This window comes from Rhizobium sp. USDA 4016 (assembly GCF_056279705.1).
Map to the genome: position 1 here is coordinate 1,776,910 of NZ_JBWCCY010000004.1, position 25,544 is coordinate 1,802,453.

Sequence of the window (25,544 nt, forward strand, 5' to 3'; positions counted from 1 at the left end):
GCTGGATGGGGACGCATGTCCCGGGTGGGTGACGAAAAAATCCCGAGCGCTATAGCATTGCGAGCCGGGAACGCAAAGCCGCAAGCGCCGTTCAAAGCGCATTTTGGCGTGCCTTTGCCAAGTCTGAAGATTCGGCTAGTGTCCGTCGCTATTGCCTTTCGAACCGGATATTTCATCATGAAGACGATCGCCCTTCTGTTTCTCGCCTTCGCTGGTCTTCCTGCCGTCTGCGATGGAGCGGAGATTCCGGCGCCGGTGCAGGAAATCATGGATGCGACCGTCAAGAACTGGTCGGGCAACGAAACCGAATGGATCGACATCTTCGGCCCCGGAAAGCTCGACAAACTCTACAGCAAGGATTTTGTCGCGAAGTATCATGAGGCTGAGAAGCACCCGGCGATGGAGGACGGCATCTCGCCCTTCGACTACGACGTGATCGTCAACGCACAGGACGCATGCCCGCTGCAAGACCTGACGCTGACAGCCCAGGCGGCTGCCGAGGGCAAGGAGGAGGTCGTCGTCAGCTTCCGCAAGATGGCCTGCGGCGATGGCCCCGACGCGCAGACGATCTCGACCGTGCGTTTCGAGATGGTCACTGATGGCGGCAAGCCACTGATCGACGACATTATGATGTAGAGTGCCGAGACAAAGGAAATGCGCTCGCTGAAGGCGGAAATGGTTGCCATCGCCAGGGGCGAGTGAAGGCGACGTCCGATTTGATCGGCGACACCCATAACTGGTCTATCCTGAGGCATGGGCCTTGCCGTTTCGGTTGTGCAAAGCTATTCCCCGCATGAAAGCAAGGACGGCATTCATGGCAGGCACGAACAGCGAGCGTAAACTTTTGGCCGAAGGGCCGGTCATCATTCTGGTCGAGCCGCAGATGGGCGAGAACATCGGCATGGTGGCGCGAGCGATGGCGAATTTCGGCCTTGCCGAATTGCGCCTCGTCAATCCGCGCGACGGTTGGCCGAACGAGAAGGCACAGGCCGCCGCCTCGAAAGCCGATCACGTCATCGAAGGCACTAAGGTTTTCGAGACGCTGGAGCAGGCGGTCGCCGACCTCAATTTCGTCTATGCGACGACGGCGCGCGAACGCGATGGCTTCAAGCCGGTGCGTTCCCCGGTGGTAGCCGCCGAAACGCTGCGGGCGAAATTTCGCTCGGGCGAGGGCACTGGCATCCTTTTCGGCCGTGAACGCTGGGGCCTGACCAACGAGGAAGTGGCGCTCGCCGACGAGATCGTGACCTTCCCGGTCAATCCCGCTTTTGCCTCGCTGAACATCGCGCAGGCTGTGCTTCTGATGTCCTACGAGTGGATGAAATCCGGCATGGAGGATACAGGTACCGTGCCGTTCCAGGCGACGTCGCAGACGCAATCGACGAAGGAGCAGCTCTTCGGCCTTTTCGACCAGTTGGAGGAGGCGCTAGAGGCACGCAATTATTTCCATCCTGCCGGGAAAAAGCCGAAAATGGTGGACAATCTGCGTGCAGTCCTTTCCCGCCGCGCCTTCACGGAACAAGAAATCAGCGTGCTGCGCGGTGTGATATCCTCCCTTGACCGCTTCTCGCGCAAGTATCCGCGCGGAAGCCGGCCGCCTGCAGACGCCAAGGAACAGCCAAAAGATGACATCAGCGGCGAATGAGCTGAAACCGGTCTTGATCTTCGATTCCGGTATCGGGGGGCTGACTGTGCTTCGCGAAGCCCGCGTGCTGATGCCGGAACGCGGCTTCATCTACATCGCCGACGATGCGGGATTTCCTTATGGGGGCTGGGAAGAGCAGGCGCTGAAGGAGCGTATCATCACCCTCTTTGGCAGGCTGCTCGGGGAATACGATCCGGAAGTCTGCGTCATCGCCTGCAATACCGCCTTCACGCTGGTCGGTGCCGATCTGCGCGCCGCCTTTCCGCAGAAGACCTTCGTCGGCACGGTGCCTGCGATCAAGCCCGCCGCCGAGCGGACGCGTTCCGGCCTCGTCTCCGTGCTTGCCACGCCCGGCACGGTCAAACGCGCCTATACGCGGGATCTGGTCCAGTCCTTCGCGCAGCAATGCCACGTACGCCTCGTGGGCTCGGAAAACCTGGCGCGTATGGCGGAGGCCTATATCCGCGGCGACGCCGTCTCGGACGAGGCCATCATGACGGAAATCGACCAGTGCTTCGTCGAAAAGGACGGCCGCAAGACGGACATCGTCGTGCTTGCCTGCACGCATTATCCCTTCATGGCGAACCTTTTCCGGAGGCTGGCGCCATGGCCCGTGGACTGGCTTGATCCGGCGGAGGCAATCGCTCGGCGGGCGCGCAGCCTTGTGCCGCAGGTGGCCGATGGCGTTCACCCCGACGATTTCGACTTTGCGGTCTTCACCTCGGGCAATCCGGATTTCGCCACAACGCGCTTGATGCAAGGCTTCGGGCTGACGGTCAGGTGACGCTTCCGGTACTCAATCGTGATAGGATACGGTGCACGATCGGATCAACCTCGAAGGTGGGCGTGCAATGGCGACGGGCGAAGACTTGCGGCGCATCGCGCTATCACTGGCGGGTACGCTCGAGGCCTCGCATTTCGATCGAATGGCATTCAAGGTCGCGCGAATCTACGTCACACTCGCCGCCGACGGCCGGACGGCAAACTTCAATTTAACGCCCGACGAACAGCAATTCAAATGCATGATGTTGCCGGATGCTTTCTCGCCGGTGCCGAATGCCTGGGGCAGGCGGGGCTGGACGGCCACCGATCTGTCGCGGCTGGGCGAGGAGGATCTCGAGAATGCATTGCGCATGGCGTGGGCGCATGCGCAGCCTGGGAAGCCGGCCCGGCGATGAACGCCAGACCGCGTAGGCGGAATATCCGCATTCGCTGTGGGTTTTGCAAACGCGTGGGCGAAATGTCCGGAAATCTTTGATAGACGGAAGCGCGCCGTTTCAGGACAATGGCGCTTCGTATCATTGAGTCTCATCTGATAGGTCATTGCATTGCAGGTTGGTATCGATATGGGAATGGCGTCAGGGAACACCCCGGCGACGCTCGATATCGAGGAGCTTCTGGCGACCCGTCTTCTCGTCCAGGGCAATTCCGGCTCCGGCAAGTCGCATCTGCTGCGACGCCTGCTTGAACAGTCCGCGCAATGGGTCCAGCAGGTCATCATCGATCCGGAAGGCGACTTCGTCACGCTCAGCGACCGGTTCGGCCATGTCGTCGTCGATGGCGAACGGACCGAGGCTGAGCTTGCGGGCATTGCCAACCGTATCCGCCAGCATCGCGTTTCCTGCGTCCTGACGCTCGAAGGTCTCGACATCGAGCAGCAGATGCGGGCTGCGGCTGCCTTTCTTAACGGTATGTTCGATGCCGATCGCGAATACTGGTACCCGGTGCTCGTCGTCGTCGACGAGGCACAGATGTTTGCCCCGTCGGTCGGTGGCGATGTTTCCGAAGACGCCCGCAAGATGTCGCTGGGCGCCATGACGAACCTGATGTGCCGCGGCCGCAAACGCGGGCTGGCGGGCGTAATCGCCACGCAGCGCCTCGCGAAACTTGCGAAGAACGTTGCGGCGGAAGCCTCGAACTTCTTGATGGGCCGCACCTTCCTCGACATCGACATGGCGCGTGCCGCCGACCTTCTCGGCATGGACCGGCGTCAGGCCGAAATGTTCCGCGATCTGAAGCGCGGCAACTTCGTGGCCCTCGGTCCGGCACTGTCTCGCCGTCCGCTGCCGATCCAGATCGGTGCCGTGGAAACCTCAGCGCGCTCGTCGAGCCCAAAGCTGATGCCGCTGCCGGATGCGCCGCGGGATGTCGAGGATCTGATCTTCACGCCTGACCCTGAGGAATTCCAGCGGCCAATCATGCGCCGAACGGCACCGGCGCCACGGCCGACGACGGACATCCTGGCAGAACTTTCGCGCTCCGCGCCCGCTGCGACGGCAGCGCCGGCCGAGCCGCGTGCAAACCATCCGGATCTCTCCACCGAGGAGCGCGAGGACCGGCTTTCGGCCGTGCTTTTGGAAATCCTCGACGATCCGGCTTCGGGTTTCCGGACGGATTCGGTACTCTATCAGGAATTCCTGGTGCGGCTGCGCATGCGCCGCGTGCCCGGGCCGCCGATGTCGCTTCCGGAGTTCCGCCGGCACGTGGCAATCTCGCGGTCGGGCGTCGATGCCGCAACGGCCGGGACGGCAGCCTGGGCGACGGCGCTGTCGCTTTCAACCGGCGTGACCGACGATCTGCAGGGCGTGTTCCTGATGCTGGCCAAGGCCGCGGTCTGCGGCGAGCCTTGCCCCTCCGACGCCCGGATAGCGCGTGCCTACGGCACGCATTCGGCCCGCCGGGCCAGGCGTCTCCTCGGCTATTTCGAGGAGCAGGGTACGATCGTCGTGCACACTGATTTCGCGGGCAAACGCATTGTGGCTTTCCCGGATATGAACTGCCAGACTGCGCCGGGCGATGCGAATGCGCCTGATGATGCGCGACAGGCGGCGGAATGACGCACAGCTAAGCTTCAATCAGATGGAGGGCTTCGACACCGCCGATGACGGCATCGGCATTGATGCGTCGCTCGAACGTTGCAAGGTAGCCGCCGTATCGGCCGTCTATCCTAACAGAATCTATCTGTTGTCTGTCGGGACGACAGTAAGCGATTCGCTCTGAAAAAGCGGCTATCCAAATTCTGACCGCCTCCGGCCAAAACTCATATCTCGGATCGCATTCCACAACATCAGCGGAGAATTCGTGCTGTCAGGATACCTGGGATTGGCAATAATTCTTATGTGGCCATTTTCTGTAATTGCACGTGTGGCCCAACCAACCTGAGAACTTTCGAGCGACCGATGTGCGGCATTGTGATATTCGCGATAGCGATCAATGAGCAGCTGAATATAGCGATAAGCGCGATATCCCCAACGCGCTCCGCTGTTGACATTTTCATGACGAGCCCCTAAAGACCGCGTGAGCACCGGGCAGCAATGTCCGGTGTTTCATTTGACATGTCCCGTGGATTTGTCCTGTTCGCGTAATGGGATAGTCCTGTCGGGCTTTCGGAAGAAAGCCAAAGGAGGGCGTGTTTCCTTCGCGCGGTTTGGCAACAAACCGTCCTAACACTCTGAAAGGAAATACGATGAGCAAGCGCGAATCGTCCAAGTACAAGATTGACCGCCGTATGGGCGAAAACATCTGGGGCCGTCCTAAATCCCCGGTGAACCGCCGCGAATACGGCCCGGGCCAGCATGGTCAGCGCCGCAAGGGCAAGCTTTCCGACTTCGGTGTGCAGCTGCGCGCCAAGCAGAAGCTGAAGGGTTACTACGGTGACCTGCGCGAGAAGCAGTTCCGTGCAATCTTCGACGAAGCCAACCGCCGCAAGGGTGACACCTCGGAAAACCTGATCGGTCTTCTGGAGTCCCGTCTCGACGCGATCGTCTATCGCGCCAAGTTCGTTCCGACCGTTTTCGCTGCCCGCCAGTTCGTGAACCACGGCCACGTGACCGTTAACGGCGTCCGCGTCAACATCGGTTCCTACCGTTGCAAGGCCGGCGACGTCATCGAAGTTCGCCAGAAGTCGAAGCAGCTCGTAACCGTTCTGGAATCCATCGGCCTCGCTGAGCGCGACGTTCCGGAATACATCGAAGTTGATCACAACAAGATGGTTGCGACCTTCGCACGCGTTCCTTCGCTCTCCGACGTTCCGTATCCGGTCGTCATGGAGCCGCATCTGGTGGTCGAATTCTATTCGCGTTAATCGACGCGAGGCGTTTTCGCATACGGAAAAGCCGCCTCCTGGGCGGCTTTTTTGTTCTCTGGAGAGAAAGCCATGGTGGATTTGCAGGCCGTCCTCGACAGCATCTACGAGGAGCTGACCCCCCGCATCGGCGAGGGCAAGGTCGCGGACTATATCCCTGAGCTTGCAAAGATCGATCCGAACCAGTTCGGCATGGCGGTCGTGACGGTCGACGGCAAGATCTACCGCGCCGGCGATGCCGACGTGCCGTTCTCCATCCAGAGCATTTCCAAGGTCTTCATGCTGACCTTAGCGCTCGGCAAGGTCGGCGAGGGACTCTGGAAGCGCGTCGGGCGCGAACCTTCCGGGTCAGCCTTCAATTCCATTGTCCAGCTCGAGCATGAGCACGGAATCCCGCGCAATCCCTTCATCAATGCCGGGGCAATCGCCGTCACCGACGTCGTAATGGCCGGTCATGCGCCGCGCGAGGCGATCGGCGAGCTGCTGCGCTTCGTTCGCTATCTGGCGGACGACGAGTCGGTGACGATCGATGAGAAGGTGGCGCGCTCCGAGACGCAGACCGGATACCGGAATTTCGCGCTCGCCAATTTCATGCGCGCCTATAAGAACATCGATCATCCGGTCGAACATGTGCTTGGCGTCTATTTCCATCAATGCGCGCTGTCTATGAGCTGCGAGCAACTAGCAACGGCCGGGCTGTTCCTTGCAGCCCGCGGCAGCAATCCCATGACCGGCCATTCGGTCGTGTCGCCGAAGCGCGCGCGGCGCATCAATGCACTGATGCTCACCTGTGGCCATTACGACGGCTCGGGCGATTTCGCCTATCATGTCGGCCTTCCCGGCAAGAGCGGCGTCGGCGGCGGCATCTTCGCTGTTGCCCCGGGGGTCGCCTCGATCGCCGCCTGGTCGCCAGGTTTGAACAAGGTGGGCAATTCGCAGCTAGGGGCCGTGGCGCTGGAGATGCTCGCAGCGCGCACGGGCTGGTCGGTTTTCGGCGATTGATGCTTCGTTGACGCATGGCTTTCTGCTAAGGCAGAGTTATTGGATTGGGTAGGACGATGAATATCGCAGCCAACATTGATGAGGCATTCGGGGAGGCTGCGGGAGACGGCGTGACCGGCTATGCGCTCTTTGCCGATGCCCCGGGTTCCGTCTCGTTCAACAAGCTGCGCAAGCGCCTGCTCCGGCAAGTTCGCCAAGCCTTCGACGATTTCGGCATGCTGAAAGGTCAGAAGCGCTGGCTGGTCGGCATTTCAGGCGGCAAAGATTCCTACGGTTTGCTGGCGCTGCTGCTCGACTTGCAATGGCGTGGACTGCTGCCGGTCGAGCTGATCGCCTGCAATCTCGACCAGGGCCAGCCGAACTTTCCGAAACATATCCTGCCGGATTATCTGACAAGGATCGGCGTGAAGCACCGCATCGAATATCGGGATACCTATTCGATCGTGAAGGAGAAGGTACCGGAGGGGGCGACCTACTGCTCGCTCTGTTCCCGTCTTCGCCGCGGCAACCTTTACCGCATCGCGCGGGAGGAGGGCTGTGATGCCCTGGTGCTCGGCCACCACCGCGAGGATATCCTCGAGACCTTCTTCATGAACTTTTTCCATGGCGGGCGTCTCGCCTCCATGCCGGCGAAGCTGCTCAACGACGAAGGCGACCTCATGGTTCTCAGGCCGCTTGCATATTGCGCAGAGGACGACATGGCGAAGTTTGCTGCGGCCATGCGGTTTTCAATCATCCCCTGCGATCTCTGCGGCTCGCAAGACGGCCTGCAGCGCAATGCGATAAAGGATATGCTTGCGGATATCGAGCGGCGCATGCCGGGCCGCAAGGATACGATGCTGCGGGCGCTCGCGCATGTGAACCCTTCACACCTGCTCGATCCGCAGCTTTTCGATTTTTCCAGCCTGATGGTCACAGAGCCGTCACCGAAGAGCGCATAACTGGGCGAACGCTCAAAAGTAAGGACATGCCATGACTTCGACAGTTGATGTGACGACGCTCTCCGATCTCCTCAGGCGGGCGGCGAAGGCCGAGATATTGCCGCGCTTCCGGCGGCTTGGCAGCGGCGACGTACGGGTCAAGACCGAGGCGACTGACCTGGTGACGGAAGCCGACGAGCAGGCTGAGCGGATGATGAAGGCGGAGGCGGCAAAACGCTGGCCGGACGCAGTCTTCATCGGCGAGGAGTCGGTTGCTGCCGACCCTGCGCTGCTCGGCAAGCTGCAGGGAGCGGATCTTGCGATCGTCGTCGATCCAGTCGACGGCACCTTCAATTTTGCTTCCGGCATTCCCGCCTTCGGCGTCATGGCTTCGGTCGTGTCGAAGGGTGAAACCGTTGCCGGCATCATCTACGACCCGATGGGCGACGACTGGGTGATGGCGGAAAAGGGGGGCGGCGCCTGGCTGCGACGGCCGGAGGGCGAGGCGCAGCGGCTTTCGGTGGCAGCGCCGGTGGCATTGGAACAGATGGTCGGTATGGCTTCGACCGGCTACCTCCCGAAGGAGAAGCGTCCGGAAATTCTCGCAAATCTCGCAAAGGTACGCTTTCTCGTGAATTACCGCTGCGCCGCGCATGAATACCGGACATTCGCGTCAGGACACGTGCATTACCTGATGTACAATAAGCTGATGCCCTGGGATCATCTGGCGGGAACGCTGATCTGCCAGGAGGCGGGCGCCCATGCGGCGCGTTTCGATGGAACGGCCTACCTTCCGCACCACGTCGGCGGCGGATTGCTGATCGCTCCGGACAAGGCGTCGTGGGAGTTGCTGCGGCGGGAGGTTTTCACGGTCTGAGGACTGAGGGCGTGAGCCTCGATCCATGCCCGACATATAGGCAGAAATGCATATTTCCTCCCAAGCTGTTTTGATCACGATACCGCCCCGCTTCTAAGCGGGGTTTTTCGTGTCGGGTTGGGCTTAGTTCGTCGAACTTGTCGTCACCTGATCGACCGGGATGCCAGGCGAGTTTTGCGGGAGGGATGCGATTGCGAACATCGCAAAGGCATAAGCGGCAAATACAGAAGCCGCGACGGTGGTCTTGATCATCTCTTGCTCCATCGTTGCCAGGGCAGATTAGCCCGAAAGGGCGATGGCCACAAGAAATATGAACGCCAGATGAACAAAACGTCATGGAAAGTCTCCGCATCGTCGCGTGCGGCGTGCTGTCAGGCTGCTCGGTACCCGAGCGATTGTGCTGGAACGAGTCGCCCGGTGATTCGTTGAGTCGAATGTTTTGCGTGAGGTATTGCGTCATGGAGAAAAAGGATATCCGGAAATTCCCGCCCGTCAGGATCAAACTCGGCGGACGCTATCGCGTCGTCAGGACGGTACACGATGCCTACAAGCTGATGGTCACCGAATGGCCGATCCACGATGGCCCGGCGCTCTACCGCGCCGAGATCACATGTCTGGATGCCTTCAACGATGCGACGCCGGCCGCTGAGGTGCGGAAGAAGTTCCTGGTCGCGGCCAGCGAGGCGCACCTGGAATATTTGTCTGATCCGGCTCGATGAGCTCCATTGATATTGGCGATCTGCTCGGTACCGGCAAGGAGGCGGAGGTCTACGAGCATGGGGCGCTGGTCCTTAAGCTTTACAGGGTCACCGCGTCCAAAAGTGCTGCGTTCAGAGAAGCCGCGATTCTCGCACACATCGAGCCACTTGGCCTGCCGGCGCCAAAGGTTTCAGACGTCAGACAGTATGGCGACCGCTGGGGACTGGTGATGACCCGGGCCCGCGGGCAGCCATTTGCCAACGCGATGATCTCTCAGCCCGCGTTGATTCCAAAATACCTGGATGAAATGGTGCGGCTGCACAGGGAAATCCACGGCCAATCCGCACGCGCACTTCCGGAGCTTAAGGCGAGACTGGCCTCAAATATTCGGCATGCGCCATCCTTAAATACACCACATCGTGAAAGGCTTCTGAGGGGGCTCGATACGCTGCCGAACGGGAACGCTCTCTGTCACGGAGATTTTCATCCCTCAAACATCCTCGGCTCACCTGGTCAAGCGATGGTCGTGGATTGGTTGGACGCATGCGCCGGCAGCCCGGCCGCCGATGTCTGTCGCACCTATGTCCTAATACGTCATGCAGCTCCCGAAATAGCCACTTCCTATGCCGAAACCTATGCAAGAGCCAGCGGCCTTGCCCTAGGCGATATTTTCGCCTGGTTGCCCTTTGTTGCCGCGGCCCGGCTGGCAGAGGGAGTTTCGAAGGAAGAAGACGAACTGATACGTATGGCTGACACGGGTTGGTCAGATATCTGATCGCGCGCCAATCGCAAATTCTCCAAATCGAAGTTCCGCCTTCGGGCGCAAGGCGCAGGCTGACATGGCACACCATCACAAATGCGCAGCACCCGGGTCGAGTTGCGGGCTGTCGCCCGGGTGGGTGAAGAGTTTGCCCTTTTCGGCAAAGAGCGTGGCGACGATGCTGATTGCGCCGAAGACCGCAAAGCCTGCAAAGAGCGGCTGGACGGTACCGTTGAAGAGCTGGCCGACGCCTCCTCCGAGCAGCGCGCCGACGGAGGTCGAGACGAAACCGGTGATGGCGGTCGCCGTGCCTGCAAGATTGCCCATCGGTTCCAGACTGATTGCCGTGAAGTTCGTGGCGATGACGGCAAACATCATCAGCAGAATGGAGAAAAGAGCGTAGTCCAACGCGAAATTGACGTTGGCATCGAGCGCCATGACGTAGCCGAATGCCGAAATCACAGTAAAGAGGATCATTGCGGTGTGCGAGATGCGGCGCATGCCGAAGGTGCGCACGAAGAAGCCGTTGGCGAAGTTGGCAACGGCAATGCCGCCTGCCGTTGCCGCAAAGGCGATCGGCAGCCAATCGCCGAGGCCGTAGACTTCACCGAAAACCTGCTGGACGGAGATCACATAGGCGCTGATTACGCCCGTGAACATCGTGAGCCCGATCATGTAGCCGCAGGTGATGCGGTTGGTGAGAACGGTCCTGAAGCCGTCGACGATCGAGCCGACGGAGAGCGGGATGCGCTCATCGACCGGCAACGACTCCTTCAGGCGTAGCAGTGCCCAGAGGAAGAGGACCGCGCCGACGATGCCGAGCAGGATGAAGATCCAATGCCAGTCGGCGTAGCTGATGATCAGCTGGCCGACGGAAGGCGCGACGATCGGCACGATCATGAAGACGATCATCACGTAGGACATGACGCGGGCCATTTCGCGGCCGCCGAAGCAGTCGCGGACAACCGCCATCGTGGTGATGCGCACCGCGGCACCGCCAATCCCCTGGACGAAGCGCATGACGAGCAGCATCTCGAAGCTGCCGGTCAGTGCCGCGCCGAACATCGCCAGCACGTAGACGGCGAGGCCGCCGAGCAGGATGCGGCGGCGGCCGAAGGTGTCGGACAGGCTGCCGAAGATGATCTGCGAGACACCAAAGCCGAAGAAGAAGACACCGATGATGAGTTGCGCATCGTTGGTGCTCGTCACGCTCAGCGAGCGGCCGATGGCGGGAAGCGCCGGCAGCATACTGTCGATTGCCATGGCGATGCTGGCGGTCATGATCGCGATGGTTATGACGAATTCCGTAAAGCCCATGCCGATGCGGCTGGAGCCCTGATTTTCAGTGTGCGGTTTATGCTGCGGGATCATTCTTCAAATCCAGTCAATGTAAAATGGTTAGATGGCCTGCTCAGAGACGCGGATTGTGAGGCTGAAACAGACGGCCCTTCTCGGCGATCAGGACGAAGACGAGTGCGATGATCGACACGGCGAAATAACCGGAGACCATCGGCAGCGCCGTCCCGTCGAAGGCTTGGCCGATTGCCGCGCCGATGATTGCGCCGCCGATCGTGCTCATGAAGCCGAGGACGGAGGAGGCGGTGCCCGCCACGTGGCCGAGCGGCTCCATGGCGAGCGAGTTGAAGTTCGAGCCGATCCAGCCGAACTGGAACATCGCAATGCCGAAGAAGCCGATGAATAGGAAGAAAGGCATTGGCTGCGGGCCAACGACCTGCACGATCATCCAGAGCGTGTTGACGGCGACGAAACCGAGCAGCGATCCATGCGACAGCCGCCGCATGCCGAACTTGCCGACGAAGCGCGAATTGAGAAACGACGCAATGGACATGAAGACCGCGACAGCGGCGAAGGCGAAGGGGAAATAGACGCCGAGATCGTAGATGCCGACATAGATCTGCTGCGCGGAGTTGATGAATCCGAACAGCGAGCCGAAGATGAAGGTGGTCGCAAGCGTATAGCAAAGTGCAATGCGGTTCGTCAGGACGAGCTGGAAGCCGCTGAGGATCGAGCGCGCGGTGAAGGGGCGCATGTTGCGCGGATCGAGCGTCTCCGGCAGGCGATAGAAGGTCCATGCGGCGATTGCCGCCCCCATTGCGGCGATGAAGACGAAGATCATGTGCCAGCTCGCAAAGAGCATGATGATCTGGCCGCTCCCGGGCGCGACGACGGGCACGATCATGAACACCATCATGATCAGCGACATGACTTCGGCCATCTGCCGGCCGCCGTAGATGTCGCGGACGATCGAAATGGTGATGACGCGCGTTGCGGCAGAGCCGATGCCCTGGATGAAACGCAGGACGAGTAAGCCGGCAAACGAAGGTATGAAAGCAATCCCAATCGCGGAAGCGATATAAATCCCCAGACCGATGAGAAGCGGCAGGCGACGGCCGAAGCGGTCGGAAATCGGGCCATAGAAGAGCTGAGCGCCGCCGAAGCCGAGAAGATAGGACGAGACGACGAATTGCCGGTGGTTTTCGCTTTCGACGCCCAGATTGGCGCCGATCTGCTGCAGAGCCGGCAGCATGATATCGATTGCCAGCGAATTGGTTGCCATCAAAAAGGCGGCGAGCGCGATGAATTCACGCTTGCCCATGGGCGTCTGGCCCGCGGACACGGCTTGAGATGAATCTGTCACAATGAAAATCCCATAAACAGGTCAAGGCGCTGTTGAGCACAGCGCCTTGAACTCGAATTAGAACAGATTTGGAAACCGGACGGACGCCCGGTGACCTGTCAGGCGGCGCGAACCGTCACGCCGTTTTCCTGGAAGTGCTGCTGTAACTCGCCGGCCTGGAACATTTCCCGCACGATGTCACAGCCGCCGATAAACTCGCCCTTCACGTAAAGCTGCGGGATTGTCGGCCAATTCGAATAGTCCTTGATGCCCTGGCGGATTTCCGAATCGGCGAGCACGTCAATGCCCTTGTAGTCGACACCGAGGTAATCGAGGATCTGGACGACCTGGCCGGAGAAACCGCACTGCGGAAACTGCGGCGTGCCCTTCATGAAAAGGACGACGTCGTTCGTCTTGATTTCGTTGTCGATGAATTCGTTGATACCGCTCATGGGACCTAATCCTTTCAACAGGCAGGTTAAAGGCCTGCCGTTTCAATCGTGAGCCTTAGATAGCATGTGACGGCTCAAATTCCAGCCGCCAAAATCAAAAAAAGATAAGCATGCTTACGGTGGATGATGGCACGATGGCGGAACGCCTAGCGGCTGCGCTGCCTGCTGCGGGCAGTGGCAGTGCGGCGTTTGCTGACCTGCTTGCGGGCGGGTTTATTCGCTGTTGAGCCAGTGCGGGTGAAGCGCCCGGTCGTGGAAGAGCGTGTCTGGCGCTTCTTTCGCTTGGTGGTGGTTCGGAGCGCAGTTTTCTTGAGGATTTCTTTGAGCACGGTCTCGACAACGCCGCTCACGAGTTCCTTCACGATATCAGCCATTCAAATCCCTCCAGCACCCAAACGCTTCGTGGCTATTGAATTCCCGATGCTTTCGGTTAGCAAGCGCTCTTCAACAGCACGAGAGCTTTTTCCGCCACATTTCACATGCATGCGCGTTTTGCGAATTGGCGGGCCGAGCTCGCCGGAAAGATATTTATGGAATTGATCAAGAAGAGGGTGGTACTTCACTTCCCGGGTTTCGAACCGCTGGACGGGAAGGCTCACCGGGCGCGCTACGAGCGAACGGCCAGACAAAGCGGAAAGGTTTGGGGCTTCCAGGCGCAGTTAGGCGAAATAGGCGATTGCCACGAGTTTGCGAAATTCGACGTACTCGCCGCGTCCGATTTCTGGCAGACCGCAAGCAGGGTTCATGTTTTCGATCATGACGTGCTGGTACAGCATCTTAGCGCCAAGCCGGCGGTAAAGCGCATAGTCGACGGCTTTGCCGCCTGCGGCCGCATCATCGTGGACGGGGGATTGGCCGGCTATTTCCGCCATGCCTGGCGCTTCGGCCTTTTCTTCATCTTTCCGTTCGTGCTGATGCTGCTCGGCCTCATGCTGATGGCCACGATCGCTTCGGCGCCGATGGGCTTCGGTCTCCGGGTTTGGCATATCGTCTGGAGCCTGCCGGCGGCGGCTGCCTTCTTCGTCTATGTCTTCCTACCTTTCGCCGAACTCTTCTACGCCCTGCATCTCTTCGCGGATTGGGAAATGGCGGTTGCGCTCGGGCGCATGGATCGCCCCGAGGTCGACGCATGGCTCGTATGCTGTGCGACTGCGGCGCGCGAGGCGCTGCTGGAGGATGCTGACGAATATGTGATCTCGTCGCACAGCATGGGCTCGAGCGTTGCCGCGCATGTCGTCGGTCTGCTCCTTGAGAAGGAGCCGGAACTCTTCGACGGCAAGCAGGTCGTCTTTGCTTCGCTTGGCTCGGCGGTGCTGCAATGCGCGCTGCTGTCACCCGCAAAAGCGCTGCGCGCCCGTGTCGGGCGGATCGCGTGCTGCCGATCCGTCTTCTGGCTCGACGTGCACTGCCTGACGGACGCCATCCATTTCTACAAGGTGCCGGTTGTCGCCGCAGCGGGCCATCCGGACGCACCGCAGGCAAGAATGCAGTTCATCCGCGTCAAGCAGATGCTGACGCCGGAACACTACAAGAAGATCAAGCTGGATTTCCTGCGGGTGCACCGGCAATACGTGCTGGGGCCGGACCTGCGCGCAACCTTCGATTTCACGCTGCTGACGGCGGGACCGGTGCCCGCCGCGCTTGTTGCCGATGGCGGACTGCAAAAAATGCCCGGCTTGTGACCGGGCATTCCCAATTATCGAAGCATCATTCCGGGGCCGATGTCTGCAGCGCCAGTGCGTGCAGGATGCCGCCCATGTTTCCTTTGAGGGCCTCATACACCATCTGGTGCTGCTGGACGCGGCTCTTGCCCCGGAAGGCTTCGGCCACGACTTCGGCGGCGTAATGATCACCGTCGCCCGCAAGGTCGCGGATCGTCACCTTGGCACCGGGTATCCCGGCCCTGATCATGTCTTCGATATCGCCGGGTTTCATGGCCATGATCGTAACTCCTTGCACATCATTCCGCAGCGACAAATGCCTCTGCGCTATCCATGAATTCAGGGAACCACGATTCATGGGCGTTGCGCAATTGCTGAATGGGGAGCGACAAAAGATCATCGACAACGAGGTCGCTGCCGGCAAGCGTGCCGAGACGGCGGAAGGGCACGCCGGCGCCTTCCGCATTGGCGCAGACGAAATCGGCGACGTCGGGTTTGACCGCGATGACGTAGCGTGCCTGGTCTTCCCCGAATAGGAGGGCATGCGGCGCGCCCTTGCCTTCGGCAAGCGTCACCATCAGGCCCGTCCCCGATGCCATCGCCATTTCCGCGAGCGCCAGAGCGAGGCCGCCGGAAGAGATATCGTGGCAGGCGGTGACCTGGCCGTTGCGGATTGCGGAACGAACGAAATCGCCGTTGCGGCGCTCGGCGAAGAGATCCACTTCCGGCGCCGGACCATCGATGCTGCCGACGATATCGCGCAGGTAGATCGAGGAGCCCAGATGGCTGCCGTCGGTGCCGATCAGGATCAGCTGATCGCCTTCGGATGCGCCGCCGATGCGCGCCATCGCCTGCCAGTCTGGCAGCAGGCCGACGCCTGCGATCGTCGGGGTGGGCAGGATCGCGATGCCATTCGTCTCGTTGTAGAGCGAGACGTTGCCGGAAACGATCGGGAAATCCAGCGCACGGCATGCTTCGCCGATGCCTTTTACGGCTTCGACGAACTGGCCCATAATTTCCGGCTTCTCCGGATTGCCGAAATTGAGGTTGTCGGTCGCAGCCAGCGGCTCGGCTCCCGTCGCGGTGATATTGCGCCAGCATTCGGCGACGGCCTGCTTGCCGCCTTCGAACGGATCGGCCTCGACATAACGCGGCGTGACATCGGACGAGAAGGCGAGCGCCTTGGTCGGATGGCCTTCGACGCGGACAACGCCGGCGTCGCCGCCCGGAAGCTGCAGCGAATTGCCCTGGATCAGCGTATCGTATTGTTCGTAGACCCAGCGGCGGCTGGACTGGTTGGGCGAGCCGACGAGCTGCAGCAGCGCCTTACCATAATCGTCCGGTGCTGATACGAGCTCAGCGGGGAGGGGAGCGCGCTTACCGGATTCCCGCCAGGGGCGGTCGTATTCCGGCGCCTGGTCGCCGAGGTCCTTGATCGGTAGATTGGCGACTTCTTCGCCCTGATGCACGACGCGGAAGCGCAGGTCGTCGGTGGTCTTGCCGACGATCGCGAAATCGAGGCCCCACTTGACGAAGATCGCCTTGGCGACCGCCTCCTTGTCCGGCTCGAGGACCATGAGCATACGCTCCTGGCTCTCCGAGAGCATCATCTCGTAGGCGGTCATCTGCTCTTCGCGGACCGGAACCTTGTCGAGTTCGAGCAGGATGCCGAGATCGCCCTTGGCGCCCATTTCGACGGCCGAGCAGGTGAGGCCGGCCGCACCCATGTCCTGGATGGCGATGACGGCGCCGGTCTGCATCAGTTCAAGGCAGGCTTCCAGCAGGCACTTCTCGGTGAAGGGGTCGCCGACCTGGACGGTCGGGCGCTTTTCCTCGATCGACTCGTCGAATTCGGCGGAGGCCATCGTCGCGCCGCCGACGCCGTCGCGGCCGGTCTTGGCGCCCAGATAGACGACCGGCAGGCCGACGCCCTTGGCTTCCGACAGGAAAATGGCATTCGACTTCGCGAGCCCCGCCGCAAAGGCGTTGACGAGGATGTTGCCGTTGTAGCGGGCGTCGAACTCGACCTCGCCGCCGACCGTCGGAACGCCGAAGGAGTTGCCATATCCGCCGACGCCGGCGACGACGCCAGAGACGAGATGGCGGGTCTTCGGATGATCCGGCTCGCCGAAACGAAGAGCGTTCATCGCTGCGATCGGGCGGGCGCCCATGGTGAAGACGTCGCGCAGGATGCCGCCGACGCCAGTCGCAGCACCCTGGTACGGCTCGATATAGGAGGGGTGGTTGTGGCTCTCCATCTTGAAGACCACACAATCCCCGTCGTCGATATCGACAACGCCGGCGTTCTCGCCTGGGCCCTGGATGACACGCGGCCCCTTGGTCGGCAGCGTGCGCAGCCACTTCTTGGAAGATTTGTACGAGCAGTGCTCGTTCCACATGGCCGAAAAGATGCCGAGTTCGGTGAAGGTCGGCTCGCGGCCGATCAGGTCCAGTATCCGCTGATATTCATCCGGCTTCAGGCCGTGGCTGGCGATGAGTTCGGGGGTGATCGGGCGGGTATTGGATATGGTCATGAGCTCTCGAAAGTCCCTGCCGTTGCGCGTTTTGCGGTGTCTTTAACCTATGTAAGGGCGACACGCGACAGGAAAATGCCCACCGTCAACAAAGAGCGGACGAAGTGCCTTTGAGGCCAGGCGTTCGCCTAGAATTTATACCCGATCTGGACGCCTGCGCGCGTCATGCCGTCGTTCGGACCGTCACAAAGATCTGCGTGCGAGGAATGGGCAACTTCCGCCGTGACGCTCCAGTGGGTGTCGAAACGGTAGCCCAGACCAATATATTCATGAAACAGCAGTCGGCAGCCGAGTGCCGGCCCATCGCCGTCGTCATCGAGATCGCCAGTGTGGATAAGGCCCCCAAAACCGGCTTCGGCAAAAAGCTTGTCATTGATATCGGCGGTCCAGGAAAGGCCGGCGAAGACCTGGGTCGCTTCGCCCCCGGTTCCGATCGACGTGCCGAGGTGAATGCGGGGGCGCACCAGCTTTTGCTTCCAATCGGTAGCGGAATCGGCGCCGAAGGGATCGAAGAATGCCGTAACTTCGGGGAAGACGCCGTCCTCACGCTCGTCGCCGCCCTGGGTCGAGGTTGACGCGCCAAAACCCAGTTCAAAGAAAATTCGTTCCTCCGCATGAGCGGATGCCGAGACGCGATCAATGACGCCAGCAGAATATACTCAAGGAACGCAGCACCAACCCGCCATTAGGGATCGTCATCCGGTGTCCTCCTTGTTCCGCGCCAAGGGCAGAACAGGAGCGTTGGTAGCATGAGTCGCTGCCAAGCCAGCACGGCTGTCTTATGTTCATGCTGTCAACGCGGCGGTCAACATCCTAGCGGCCCGAACACGGCCATCGAAGGCGGTTAAACCCGTCGCCCGAGAACGCGAAAGGGCGGCCCGAGCCGCCCCTGAAAATCCCCATCCCTTCGGGCGGGGAAGATGTTAAATTTCGCCGACATAGGCCGAGCCGCCGCCTTCCAGCAGGCTTCTCAAAATGATCAGGCCGTTTTCAAGCGCGTCCTTGCTCTTCGGCGAGGAGAAGCCGATGCGCACGCGGTGATAGACCTTGTCGGCGCGGGCGGCCTTGAATTCATCCTCGTCATCGACGAGCACGCCATCGCGAAACGCGGCGTTCTTGAAGGTGCCGGACATCCAGGGATCGGGAAGCCTCAGCCAGAGGAAGGGAACATGCGGGTGTGATTCGAAATCGAACCCGTCCAGCAATTCGCGGACGAGCCGCTCTCGTGTGGCAAGTTCGGTGATACTTGCCTTGCGCATGGCATGGGCGATGCCGCTTTCGACGAGGCGTGCGCAGGTCTCCGCGAGAATGAACGGCAAGCCACCCGTGATCATCTTGTGCGTGACCTTGATTCGCTGGGCAAAATGCGGCGGGCAGGCGACCCATCCACCGCGGACGCCGGCAGCGACCGATTTGGAAAGCCCGTTGACGAGGAAGGTACGGTCGGGCGCCAGCGACGCCAGCAAAGGGATTTCGTCACCCGTCATGCCGCCATAAAGGTCGTCCTCGATTAGCCAGACGCCATGCCTGCGGGCCGTCGCAGCAATCGCGGCGCGGCGTTCATAGGGCATGGTTGCGAGCGTCGGGTTGTGCGCGGTTGGCATCAAAAAGGCGAGCTTGGGATGCTGCTGCTGGCATAGCCGCTCGAAGTCGTCAGGAAGGACGCCGTTCTCGTCGGAATCGACGGTGATCGTCCGTCGACCCAGCAGGCGGGCGCTGCGGCTCACCTGCGTGTAGCTCAGGTTCTCAAAGACGATCTTATCGCCGGGCGAGGACACGGCCGAGATGATCGACACCGCGGCCGCATGGGCGCCTAGCGTCGGAACGATATTCTCCGTCTCCGGGGTCCAGCCATTTCGCGCCAGCCACCTCTGCCCTGCCAGGAACCAGTTCCGCGGAAAATTGCGGGAGTAGGAGGATATCTCCGAAATGTTCTGCTCCCCGATTTCGGCGAGGATCTGACCGATAATGCGGCCCTGGCCGAGATCGGGAGCCGCGGTGGTGTCGAAGCGGATCTTGTTTGCCGGCGCGTCGAGAACCCGCGTGCCGCCAAGCGAAATCGTCAGCGGATCGGCCTGTTCGCCCGGCGCCGTCTCCGCGCGATCAAGCACATAGGTTCCACGCCCGACTTCGCCCGCCACCAGTCCACGTTCGTGCACCAAAGCATAGGCCCGGCCGATTGTGCCGATCGTCACGCCGATATCGTAGGCAAGGTTCCGCTGCGGCGGCAGTTTGCTGCCTGCGGGGAGGGCGCCGCTGGCGATGGCGGACTCGATGCTGTCCGCCAGACGCATGTAGACTGGGCCGGAGCCGCGCGAAAGATCAGGGAGCCAATTTGTCATGGTAACAATTTGATAGATTGTCACCCATTACATGTCAAGAGTATGAACAATCGTCAGTAACGAAGCGGACCTTCATGACGATGTCTATCAATCAGAAGATCGATCAGAATATTGTATCAATTGTTGCCATGGACGAGCGGTACAAATTGCAACCCAGGCCAACGCAAGGGCTGCTTGCCAAGATTCAGGACATACTGTCTTGCTGGAGCATGAAGCGCGAAGGGCGGCGAGCCCTGCGCGAGATGGCGGATTGGCAGCTGCACGACATCGGGCTTTCGCCGGCAGATGCGGCGAAAGAAATCAGCAAGTCGCGTTTTTGGGATTGATCAGCGGCAGGTTTTGCCGCCGCCGGACCAGCGGGTCACGTCGCTAGCAATGCGGGTGGAAACCGGCTCGGACATCATCGGTCCGAAGGCCTGGAGGCGGGCTGGGTTGCCTTCGGCCTGAACGACGAGCAGTGGCCTGCCTTCCGGGCTATTCTTGTGGACAACCAGGATTCGTGGGCGGCCGGAGAAGGAATTGAGTTCCGGCGCCAGGCGGTAGGCTGAAAATGCAGCATCGCCGGATTTGAACCAGCACGAATTGGCGCCGACGGCAACGCGCTCCATGGTGGAAAGCGCGCTGCGATCCGGGCCGGAGGCGGGTGCCCTGGACTGGCACGACGCGATCAAAATGCACAGCATGCTTGCCGCCGCAACCGCTGCGATATTCGTGGAAGGGCGCATCAATCTTGCTCCGGTGGACCTCTTGAGTGCGTCTTACGCGCCGAAGGTTAAGCAGCGATTACGTCGAGCGCCGAAGCAAACAGCCCGCAGCCGTCGGAGCCGCCATGGGCTGCTTCGATCAAGTTTTCCGGATGCGGCATCATGCCGAGAACGTTGCCCTTGGCGTTCATCACCGCGGCAATGTCGTTGATCGAACCGTTCGGGTTGGTGCCTTCCGCATAACGGAAAACCACCTGGCCGTTGCCTTCTATCTCAGCCAACGTCTCGGCATCCGCGAAATAGTTGCCGTCGTGGTGGGCGACCGGGCAACGTATGACCTGACCCTTGGCATAGGCGCGGGTGAAATCCGTATCGGCGTTGGCGACCTCAAGCTTGATCTCGCGGCAGACGAACCTCAGCGAGGCGTTACGCATCAGCGCACCCGGCAGCAGGCCGGCTTCCACGAGGATCTGAAAGCCGTTGCAGACGCCAAGAACCCTGACGCCTTTGTGAGCCTTTTCGACGATAGCCTGCATCACCGGCATGCGGGCCGCAATCGCGCCGCAGCGCAGATAATCGCCATAGGAAAAGCCGCCCGGAATGACGATCAGATCGACGTCGGGAATGTCAGTTTCCGTCTGCCAGATTGTCACCGGCGCGTGGCCGGAAATTTTCGTAAGCGCTGCGATCATGTCGCGATCGCGGTTGAGGCCCGGAAGTTGAACGACGGCTGATTTCATGGGTGCGGTTCAAACCTTGCTTGTGCTTCTGCCAATTCTCGAAGTTCGAGACGATTTTCAATGCGGCCCAGGCGATCAAGTACCTGGCTCATCGTGCCATGCAGATTGTTGGTGTCGCCCTGCATGACGTGCAATATGGTTGCGCAGGCTGTTGATATCTCGACGAATGCCCCTCTGTCCTTCCTTCAATATAGAGACATCGGACTGAATTTTCCTCAAGATTTCAAACAGCAATTTCCTACGTCAGGTCAGCCATCACATTCTCCGCAACCGTCAGTCGAGAGAAATAGTGTAATTTTCGATCACCGTGTTTGCGAGGAGTTTTTCGCACATGGCCTTGAGGTCGGCTTCGGCCTTGGCCTTGTCGGCGCTTTCGAGCTCGAGGTCGAAGACCTTGCCCTGGCGGACATGGCCGATGCCTGTGAAGCCGAGGCCGCTCAGCGCGCCTTCGATTGCCTTGCCCTGCGGATCGAGAACGCCGTTTTTCAGCGTGACGGTTACACGAGCCTTGATCACTTCTTCTTCCCTGTCTTTGACCAGAACGTCTTACTTGACCAAAACCGGGCCGGTGCCGCGCACAGGCTCGTTTTCGTTGATGATGCCGAGGCGGCGCGCGACTTCGGAATAGGCTTCGAGAAGCCCGCCCATATCGCGGCGGAAGCGGTCCTTGTCCATCTTCTCGTGGGTTTCGATGTCCCAGAGGCGGCAAGAATCAGGCGAAATCTCGTCGGCAAGGATGATGCGCATCATGTCGCCTTCGAACAGCCGGCCGCATTCGATCTTGAAATCGACAAGCTGGATGCCGACGCCAAGGAAGAGGCCGGTCATGAAGTCGTTGACGCGGATGGCGAGCGCCATGATGTCGTCGAGCTCGGCAGGGTTTGCCCAGCCGAAGGCGGTGATGTGTTCTTCCGAGACCATCGGATCGTCGAGAGCATCGGATTTGTAGTAGAATTCGATGATTGAGCGCGGCAGAACCACGCCTTCCTCGATGCCGAGGCGCTTGGCCAGCGAACCGGCAGCGACGTTGCGCACAACGATCTCGAGGGGGATCATCTCCACTTCCCGGATCAACTGCTCGCGCATGTTGAGCCGGCGGATGAAGTGCGTCGGGATGCCGATCTTGTTCAGATGGCTGAAGATGTATTCCGAAATGCGGTTGTTCAGAACGCCCTTGCCATCGATGACTTCGTGTTTCTTCTTATTGAAGGCCGTGGCGTCATCCTTGAAGAACTGGATCAAAGTCCCCGGTTCCGGTCCCTCATATAGAATCTTGGCCTTGCCCTCGTAGATACGGCGGCGACGGTTCATTTTAGTTGTTCTCTGTCGTTGGCGCTCTTGGGATAGCGCGAGTGGATGGATCTCGTGGCGTCCCCATAAAGGAAAAGAGAGAGTTTCACAATGCGCCTGTCACTCCTTCCCCGGATTCCAGATATGTAGGAACGCGGCCCAAGAGAATCGAAGACTTTCTGGAGATAAGCTTACAGTTTTTTGTGATGCGGTGGAATCAAAGCCGCCAGCACGGCCGCTTATGCAGGCTTTATTTGCTGCGGTTGCTTTTGATCTGCTGGCGAAGAACGCCCTGAAGGGCGTGGGCGCCGCCGTCGTGCCGCCGCCAGCCCGCATTGCGTACAAAAGCCGGAATCTGCATGGCCGGCATCGGCCGCGCCAGGGCATAGCCTTGCAGCATGTCGCAGCCGAGATCGCCAAGGATGCGGACATGATCCATGCTTTCGACACCCTCGGCCGTGACGAGGATGTTCAGCGAACGGCCAATATCGATGATGGAACGGACGAGCTTTCTCTGCTCGGCCGACTGCGGCAGCATGCGGATCAGCTCCCGGTCGATCTTCAGCGTGCGAGGACTGAGTTTGAGCAGGCTGACGATCGAGGCGTGACCGGTACCAAAGTCGTCGATCTCGATATCGATCCCGAGCTTGCGGAATTGCCTGAGATTGGTCAGGACTGCATCATCGCAATCGTCAAGCGATATGGATTCCAAGAGCTCGAAGGAGAGAATCCCCGGCTCGATCTTCTGCACCCGCAGCTTCTTGCCAAGGCCCGGATCGGCCAGGCGCCTAGAGGAGACATTCACCGAAAGCTTCGGTGTGACGAAACCGTCTCTCGCCCAGGCGGCGCGATCAGCCAGCCCTTTTTCGAGGATCAGGCCGTCGATCGCTGAGACGACGTCAAGATCTTCGGCAATCGTCAGGAAGTGACCTGGTGTCAGCAATCCGTGCTCCGGATGCCGCCAGCGTGCCAGCGTCTCCACGCCGGCAACCTCCAGGGTCTGGGCATGAAACTGTAATTGATAGAAGGGGATGAATTCGTTGCGCTCCAGTCCCAGCAGCATTTCGTCCGACAGGCGCTTCGCCGCGATGATGGTGCGGCGGGCGTCCTTCGAGAAGAATTCATGGCGGTTGCGGCCTGCGCCCTTGGCGCGGTAAAGCGCGATATCGGCGTTGAGCAACAACTGCTTTGCATCGAGGTCCTTGCCGCTTTCCGCGGCAATGCCGATGCTGGCGCCGAAGCGACAATCATGACCTTCGTAGCGGACCGGCTTGCTGAGTTCGCGGATGATGCGGGCTGCCATATTGGAAAGCTTCTTCGGAGAGCTGTCGATCGTGCAAAGTACGACGAACTCGTCGCCGCCGATGCGCGCAACGAAATCGCTCGCGCGCACGCTCTCCTTCAGCACCCTGGCCGCGTGTTTCAACATGGCGTCGCCGGCGCGGTGGCCGAGCGTGTCGTTGATCTGCTTGAAACGATCGAGGTCGATATGCAGGATCGCGAGCGTCAAGCCATTCTCGCGGCATCCGGCGGAACGCTCGTCAAGCATGCGGTCGAGATAGCGGCGGTTGGGCAGTTCCGTGAGATAATCGTGAAGCGCCAGATGCTCGATGCTTTCCCTGGCGGCTTCGAGTTCCTGATTGCGGGCTTCCGCGAGATCCTTTGCCTTCTGCAGATCGTTGCGAAGACTGACCTCTTCGGTGACGTCCCAATTTGCGCCGATGAGCTTGCGCTTGCCGTCGGCATCCAGGAAGAAAGCCGAGCGGGCGCGAATGACGCGTTCGGCGCCATCGCCGCGGATGATACGAAACTCCTGCAGCAGGCCGCGGTCTTTTTCGAGACTTTCCTCCAGGTTCTTCAGCGTGCGCTCGCGGTCGTCCGGGTGCAGCGCCTGCTCCCATGCCTCGCTCAACTTTACGCGCGGCGTGCCTTCAAGCCCGTACATCGCCAGCAAGCGGTCGTCCCACTCGACTGTTCCGGCGTTGAGATCGGCTTCGAAAACGCCTATGCGCGAGATTTCGAGAGCGAGATCCAGCCTGCGCGACAGGTGCTCGAGCATCTCCTCGGATCGTTTGCGGGCCGTGATGTCTGTATCCGTGCCGACGATGCGGGCAGGGGCGCCGTTTTCGTCCCATTCAACGCAGGCGCCGCGGCATTCGATCCAGACCCAGCCGCCGTCCTTGTGGCGCTCCCGGTATTCGAAGACGTGATAATCCGGGTCCCCTGCGATCTGCTTCTCAATGGCCCCAATGACGAAATCGCGGTCATCGGGATGAAGAAGCTTGAGCCATTCCTCGTAGTCTCCGTCGGCCTCCTCGTGCGGAGCCATGCCGCGGATTTCTTTCCATGTATCGGAGTAGTATTTGGTGCCGATTAGGTTGTTGTGGTCCCAGACGCCGAGGCCAGAGCCGACGAGCGCATAGTTCCAACGGCTCTCGCGCTCCGCCAGATCGGAGGTATCCGGTGCCTGCTTCACCGCAAGCTTGTTGTCAGTATTGATCGCGCTGACCTGTTTTCGCTGCTTCACTGCGCACTCGCCCAATTCGCGTGCAGGCAGTCTGAAGTCATTGAATAAAATAACTGTTAAGCAGTGCCTGAAAGACGTGGAAAACTTTCGGTTTTCCAGAGCCTAAGGCTTCAGGCGGCTCAGGAACTGCGCGAAGACCATCGTTCCCTCCGGCCAGGGGCCATGGCCTGACTCCGCGTTGATATGGCCGGATTCACCAGCGTCGATCAGAAGCGAGCCCCAGCTTGCGGCAACGTCATCGGCATGCTCGTAGCTGCCGAATGGATCGTTGCGGCTTGCCACTGTGATTGCAGGGAACGGCAGCGGATCGCGCGGGTAGGGACCGAAGGTCATGAGGTGCTTCGGGCGGATCTTCGGGTTGGCGACATCGGGCGGTGCCACGAAGAAAGCGCCGGCCACCTTCTTCCTGAAATGCGGGATCGCATGGATCGCCGATGGTATTCCGAGCGAGTGGGCGACAAGGACGACGGGGCGGGACGAGGCGTTCACCTCCTCGGCGATGCGGGCGACCCAATCTTCGCGGACCGGTTTTGACCATTCCGCCTGTTCGACGCGCCGCGCAGTGCTGAGCTTTGCTTCCCAGCGCGTCTGCCAGTGGTCGGGGCCGGAATTCGTGTAGCCAGGGATGATGAGAATGTCGACGTCAGAAGCTTTCATGATCCCGCCGAT

Annotated in this window: 28 protein-coding genes and 1 pseudogene; 14 read left to right on the forward strand and 15 right to left on the reverse strand. The window is 60.3% G+C overall.

The annotated features are described in order from the left end of the window. The first annotated feature begins 177 nt into the window (after positions 1 to 177). From ACZ9DP_RS23935 to ACZ9DP_RS23980, 10 genes and pseudogenes are all read left to right on the forward strand, one after another. Positions 178 to 702: pseudogene (locus ACZ9DP_RS23935) on the forward strand (hypothetical protein). Between the two features lie 112 nt (positions 703 to 814). Next, a complete protein-coding gene (locus ACZ9DP_RS23940; RefSeq protein ID WP_074070284.1) occupies positions 815 to 1,645 on the forward strand; it encodes an RNA methyltransferase in 831 nt (276 codons plus the stop codon). Further along, on the forward strand, positions 1,626 to 2,429 hold the full coding sequence (murI, locus tag ACZ9DP_RS23945; RefSeq protein ID WP_476203782.1) for a glutamate racemase: 804 nt from the start codon (positions 1,626 to 1,628) through the stop codon (positions 2,427 to 2,429). The genes ACZ9DP_RS23940 and murI overlap by 20 nt, the downstream gene beginning before the upstream one ends. 67 nt (positions 2,430 to 2,496) lie before the next feature. Beyond that, positions 2,497 to 2,823, forward strand: coding sequence for an MmcQ/YjbR family DNA-binding protein (locus ACZ9DP_RS23950; RefSeq protein WP_476203783.1), 327 nt, complete (start codon positions 2,497 to 2,499; stop codon positions 2,821 to 2,823). Between the two features lie 150 nt (positions 2,824 to 2,973). Then, on the forward strand, positions 2,974 to 4,482 hold the full coding sequence (locus tag ACZ9DP_RS23955; protein ID WP_476203785.1) for a helicase HerA domain-containing protein: 1,509 nt from the start codon (positions 2,974 to 2,976) through the stop codon (positions 4,480 to 4,482). After that, positions 4,448 to 4,645 carry a hypothetical protein gene (locus ACZ9DP_RS23960; RefSeq protein ID WP_476203786.1) on the forward strand — a complete coding sequence of 66 codons (198 nt, stop codon included), beginning with the start codon at positions 4,448 to 4,450 and terminating at the stop codon, positions 4,643 to 4,645. Before ACZ9DP_RS23955 ends, ACZ9DP_RS23960 begins: the two co-directional genes overlap by 35 nt. Before the next feature lie 466 nt (positions 4,646 to 5,111). After that, the gene (gene rpsD, locus ACZ9DP_RS23965; RefSeq protein WP_022715225.1) at positions 5,112 to 5,729 is read left to right on the forward strand and encodes a 30S ribosomal protein S4; all 618 of its coding nucleotides are present in this window, start codon (positions 5,112 to 5,114) and stop codon (positions 5,727 to 5,729) included. Between the two features lie 72 nt (positions 5,730 to 5,801). Next, complete coding sequence (locus tag ACZ9DP_RS23970; RefSeq protein WP_476203787.1) at positions 5,802 to 6,731, forward strand: glutaminase; 930 nt, start codon at positions 5,802 to 5,804, stop codon at positions 6,729 to 6,731. A 56-nt stretch (positions 6,732 to 6,787) separates the two neighbouring features. Beyond that, positions 6,788 to 7,672 carry a tRNA 2-thiocytidine(32) synthetase TtcA gene (gene ttcA / locus ACZ9DP_RS23975; protein WP_476203788.1) on the forward strand — a complete coding sequence of 295 codons (885 nt, stop codon included), beginning with the start codon at positions 6,788 to 6,790 and terminating at the stop codon, positions 7,670 to 7,672. Between the two features lie 31 nt (positions 7,673 to 7,703). Then, positions 7,704 to 8,528 (forward strand): inositol monophosphatase family protein, encoded by an 825-nt coding sequence (locus tag ACZ9DP_RS23980; RefSeq protein ID WP_194729798.1) that lies wholly within the window; start codon positions 7,704 to 7,706, stop codon positions 8,526 to 8,528. A 123-nt stretch (positions 8,529 to 8,651) separates the two neighbouring features. On the opposite strand, the gene ACZ9DP_RS23985 is transcribed toward ACZ9DP_RS23980, so the two are convergent. Then, positions 8,652 to 8,780 carry a hypothetical protein gene (locus ACZ9DP_RS23985; protein ID WP_257788081.1) on the reverse strand — a complete coding sequence of 43 codons (129 nt, stop codon included), beginning with the start codon at positions 8,778 to 8,780 and terminating at the stop codon, positions 8,652 to 8,654. Between the two features lie 206 nt (positions 8,781 to 8,986). Between ACZ9DP_RS23985 and ACZ9DP_RS23990 the strand changes: the two genes are divergently transcribed. Both ACZ9DP_RS23990 and ACZ9DP_RS23995 read left to right on the forward strand, forming a co-directional pair. Further along, positions 8,987 to 9,247 carry a DUF982 domain-containing protein gene (locus ACZ9DP_RS23990; protein WP_074068346.1) on the forward strand — a complete coding sequence of 87 codons (261 nt, stop codon included), beginning with the start codon at positions 8,987 to 8,989 and terminating at the stop codon, positions 9,245 to 9,247. Then, positions 9,244 to 10,002, forward strand: a complete 759-nt coding sequence (locus ACZ9DP_RS23995; RefSeq protein ID WP_476203789.1) for an aminoglycoside phosphotransferase family protein — start codon at positions 9,244 to 9,246, stop codon at positions 10,000 to 10,002. The genes ACZ9DP_RS23990 and ACZ9DP_RS23995 overlap by 4 nt, the downstream gene beginning before the upstream one ends. 75 nt (positions 10,003 to 10,077) lie before the next feature. Here ACZ9DP_RS23995 and ACZ9DP_RS24000 read toward each other — a convergent pair whose 3' ends face one another. The 4 genes from ACZ9DP_RS24000 to ACZ9DP_RS24015 all read right to left on the reverse strand — a co-directional run bounded on the left by ACZ9DP_RS24000 (position 10,078) and on the right by ACZ9DP_RS24015 (position 13,451). After that, entirely contained in the window at positions 10,078 to 11,358 is a 1,281-nt protein-coding gene (locus tag ACZ9DP_RS24000) for a multidrug effflux MFS transporter (protein WP_194729796.1), read from the reverse strand. Between the two features lie 40 nt (positions 11,359 to 11,398). Beyond that, positions 11,399 to 12,604 (reverse strand): multidrug effflux MFS transporter, encoded by a 1,206-nt coding sequence (locus ACZ9DP_RS24005; protein ID WP_476205469.1) that lies wholly within the window; start codon positions 12,602 to 12,604, stop codon positions 11,399 to 11,401. Positions 12,605 to 12,744: 140 nt separating this feature from the next. Further along, on the reverse strand, positions 12,745 to 13,077 hold the full coding sequence (gene grxD, locus ACZ9DP_RS24010; RefSeq protein ID WP_022715234.1) for a Grx4 family monothiol glutaredoxin: 333 nt from the start codon (positions 13,075 to 13,077) through the stop codon (positions 12,745 to 12,747). A gap of 146 nt (positions 13,078 to 13,223) precedes the next feature. Continuing rightward, positions 13,224 to 13,451, reverse strand: a complete 228-nt coding sequence (locus ACZ9DP_RS24015) for a hypothetical protein (RefSeq protein WP_074068338.1) — start codon at positions 13,449 to 13,451, stop codon at positions 13,224 to 13,226. A gap of 156 nt (positions 13,452 to 13,607) precedes the next feature. Between ACZ9DP_RS24015 and ACZ9DP_RS24020 the strand changes: the two genes are divergently transcribed. Then, positions 13,608 to 14,759 carry a hypothetical protein gene (locus tag ACZ9DP_RS24020; protein WP_476203790.1) on the forward strand — a complete coding sequence of 384 codons (1,152 nt, stop codon included), beginning with the start codon at positions 13,608 to 13,610 and terminating at the stop codon, positions 14,757 to 14,759. Between the two features lie 25 nt (positions 14,760 to 14,784). Here the strand turns inward: ACZ9DP_RS24020 and ACZ9DP_RS24025 are convergent, their stop codons facing one another. The 4 genes from ACZ9DP_RS24025 to ACZ9DP_RS24040 all read right to left on the reverse strand — a co-directional run bounded on the left by ACZ9DP_RS24025 (position 14,785) and on the right by ACZ9DP_RS24040 (position 19,614). Then, complete coding sequence (locus tag ACZ9DP_RS24025; RefSeq protein WP_039845020.1) at positions 14,785 to 15,018, reverse strand: BolA/IbaG family iron-sulfur metabolism protein; 234 nt, start codon at positions 15,016 to 15,018, stop codon at positions 14,785 to 14,787. Positions 15,019 to 15,037: 19 nt separating this feature from the next. Beyond that, positions 15,038 to 17,272 carry a phosphoribosylformylglycinamidine synthase subunit PurL gene (gene purL / locus ACZ9DP_RS24030; protein WP_194729794.1) on the reverse strand — a complete coding sequence of 745 codons (2,235 nt, stop codon included), beginning with the start codon at positions 17,270 to 17,272 and terminating at the stop codon, positions 15,038 to 15,040. A gap of 128 nt (positions 17,273 to 17,400) precedes the next feature. Next, the gene (locus ACZ9DP_RS24035) at positions 17,401 to 17,913 is read right to left on the reverse strand and encodes an acyloxyacyl hydrolase (protein ID WP_476205470.1); all 513 of its coding nucleotides are present in this window, start codon (positions 17,911 to 17,913) and stop codon (positions 17,401 to 17,403) included. A 282-nt stretch (positions 17,914 to 18,195) separates the two neighbouring features. Further along, on the reverse strand, positions 18,196 to 19,614 hold the full coding sequence (locus ACZ9DP_RS24040; RefSeq protein WP_194729792.1) for an aminotransferase-like domain-containing protein: 1,419 nt from the start codon (positions 19,612 to 19,614) through the stop codon (positions 18,196 to 18,198). A 17-nt stretch (positions 19,615 to 19,631) separates the two neighbouring features. On the opposite strand from ACZ9DP_RS24040, the gene ACZ9DP_RS24045 reads away from it, so the two are divergent. After that, positions 19,632 to 19,940 carry a DUF1127 domain-containing protein gene (locus ACZ9DP_RS24045; RefSeq protein ID WP_476203791.1) on the forward strand — a complete coding sequence of 103 codons (309 nt, stop codon included), beginning with the start codon at positions 19,632 to 19,634 and terminating at the stop codon, positions 19,938 to 19,940. On the opposite strand, the gene ACZ9DP_RS24050 is transcribed toward ACZ9DP_RS24045, so the two are convergent. The 6 genes from ACZ9DP_RS24050 to ACZ9DP_RS24075 form a co-directional block, all read right to left on the reverse strand. After that, the gene (locus tag ACZ9DP_RS24050; RefSeq protein ID WP_074068330.1) at positions 19,941 to 20,339 is read right to left on the reverse strand and encodes a carbohydrate kinase family protein; all 399 of its coding nucleotides are present in this window, start codon (positions 20,337 to 20,339) and stop codon (positions 19,941 to 19,943) included. A gap of 47 nt (positions 20,340 to 20,386) precedes the next feature. Further along, positions 20,387 to 21,058, reverse strand: a complete 672-nt coding sequence (gene purQ, locus ACZ9DP_RS24055; protein ID WP_476203793.1) for a phosphoribosylformylglycinamidine synthase subunit PurQ — start codon at positions 21,056 to 21,058, stop codon at positions 20,387 to 20,389. A gap of 273 nt (positions 21,059 to 21,331) precedes the next feature. After that, a complete protein-coding gene (gene purS, locus ACZ9DP_RS24060; protein ID WP_039845014.1) occupies positions 21,332 to 21,574 on the reverse strand; it encodes a phosphoribosylformylglycinamidine synthase subunit PurS in 243 nt (80 codons plus the stop codon). A 30-nt stretch (positions 21,575 to 21,604) separates the two neighbouring features. Further along, positions 21,605 to 22,369, reverse strand: a complete 765-nt coding sequence (gene purC / locus ACZ9DP_RS24065) for a phosphoribosylaminoimidazolesuccinocarboxamide synthase (protein WP_022715264.1) — start codon at positions 22,367 to 22,369, stop codon at positions 21,605 to 21,607. Positions 22,370 to 22,598: 229 nt separating this feature from the next. After that, the gene (locus tag ACZ9DP_RS24070; protein ID WP_476205471.1) at positions 22,599 to 24,848 is read right to left on the reverse strand and encodes a putative bifunctional diguanylate cyclase/phosphodiesterase; all 2,250 of its coding nucleotides are present in this window, start codon (positions 24,846 to 24,848) and stop codon (positions 22,599 to 22,601) included. Between the two features lie 129 nt (positions 24,849 to 24,977). Beyond that, on the reverse strand, positions 24,978 to 25,532 hold the full coding sequence (locus ACZ9DP_RS24075; protein ID WP_194730134.1) for an RBBP9/YdeN family alpha/beta hydrolase: 555 nt from the start codon (positions 25,530 to 25,532) through the stop codon (positions 24,978 to 24,980). Positions 25,533 to 25,544 lie beyond the last annotated feature (12 nt).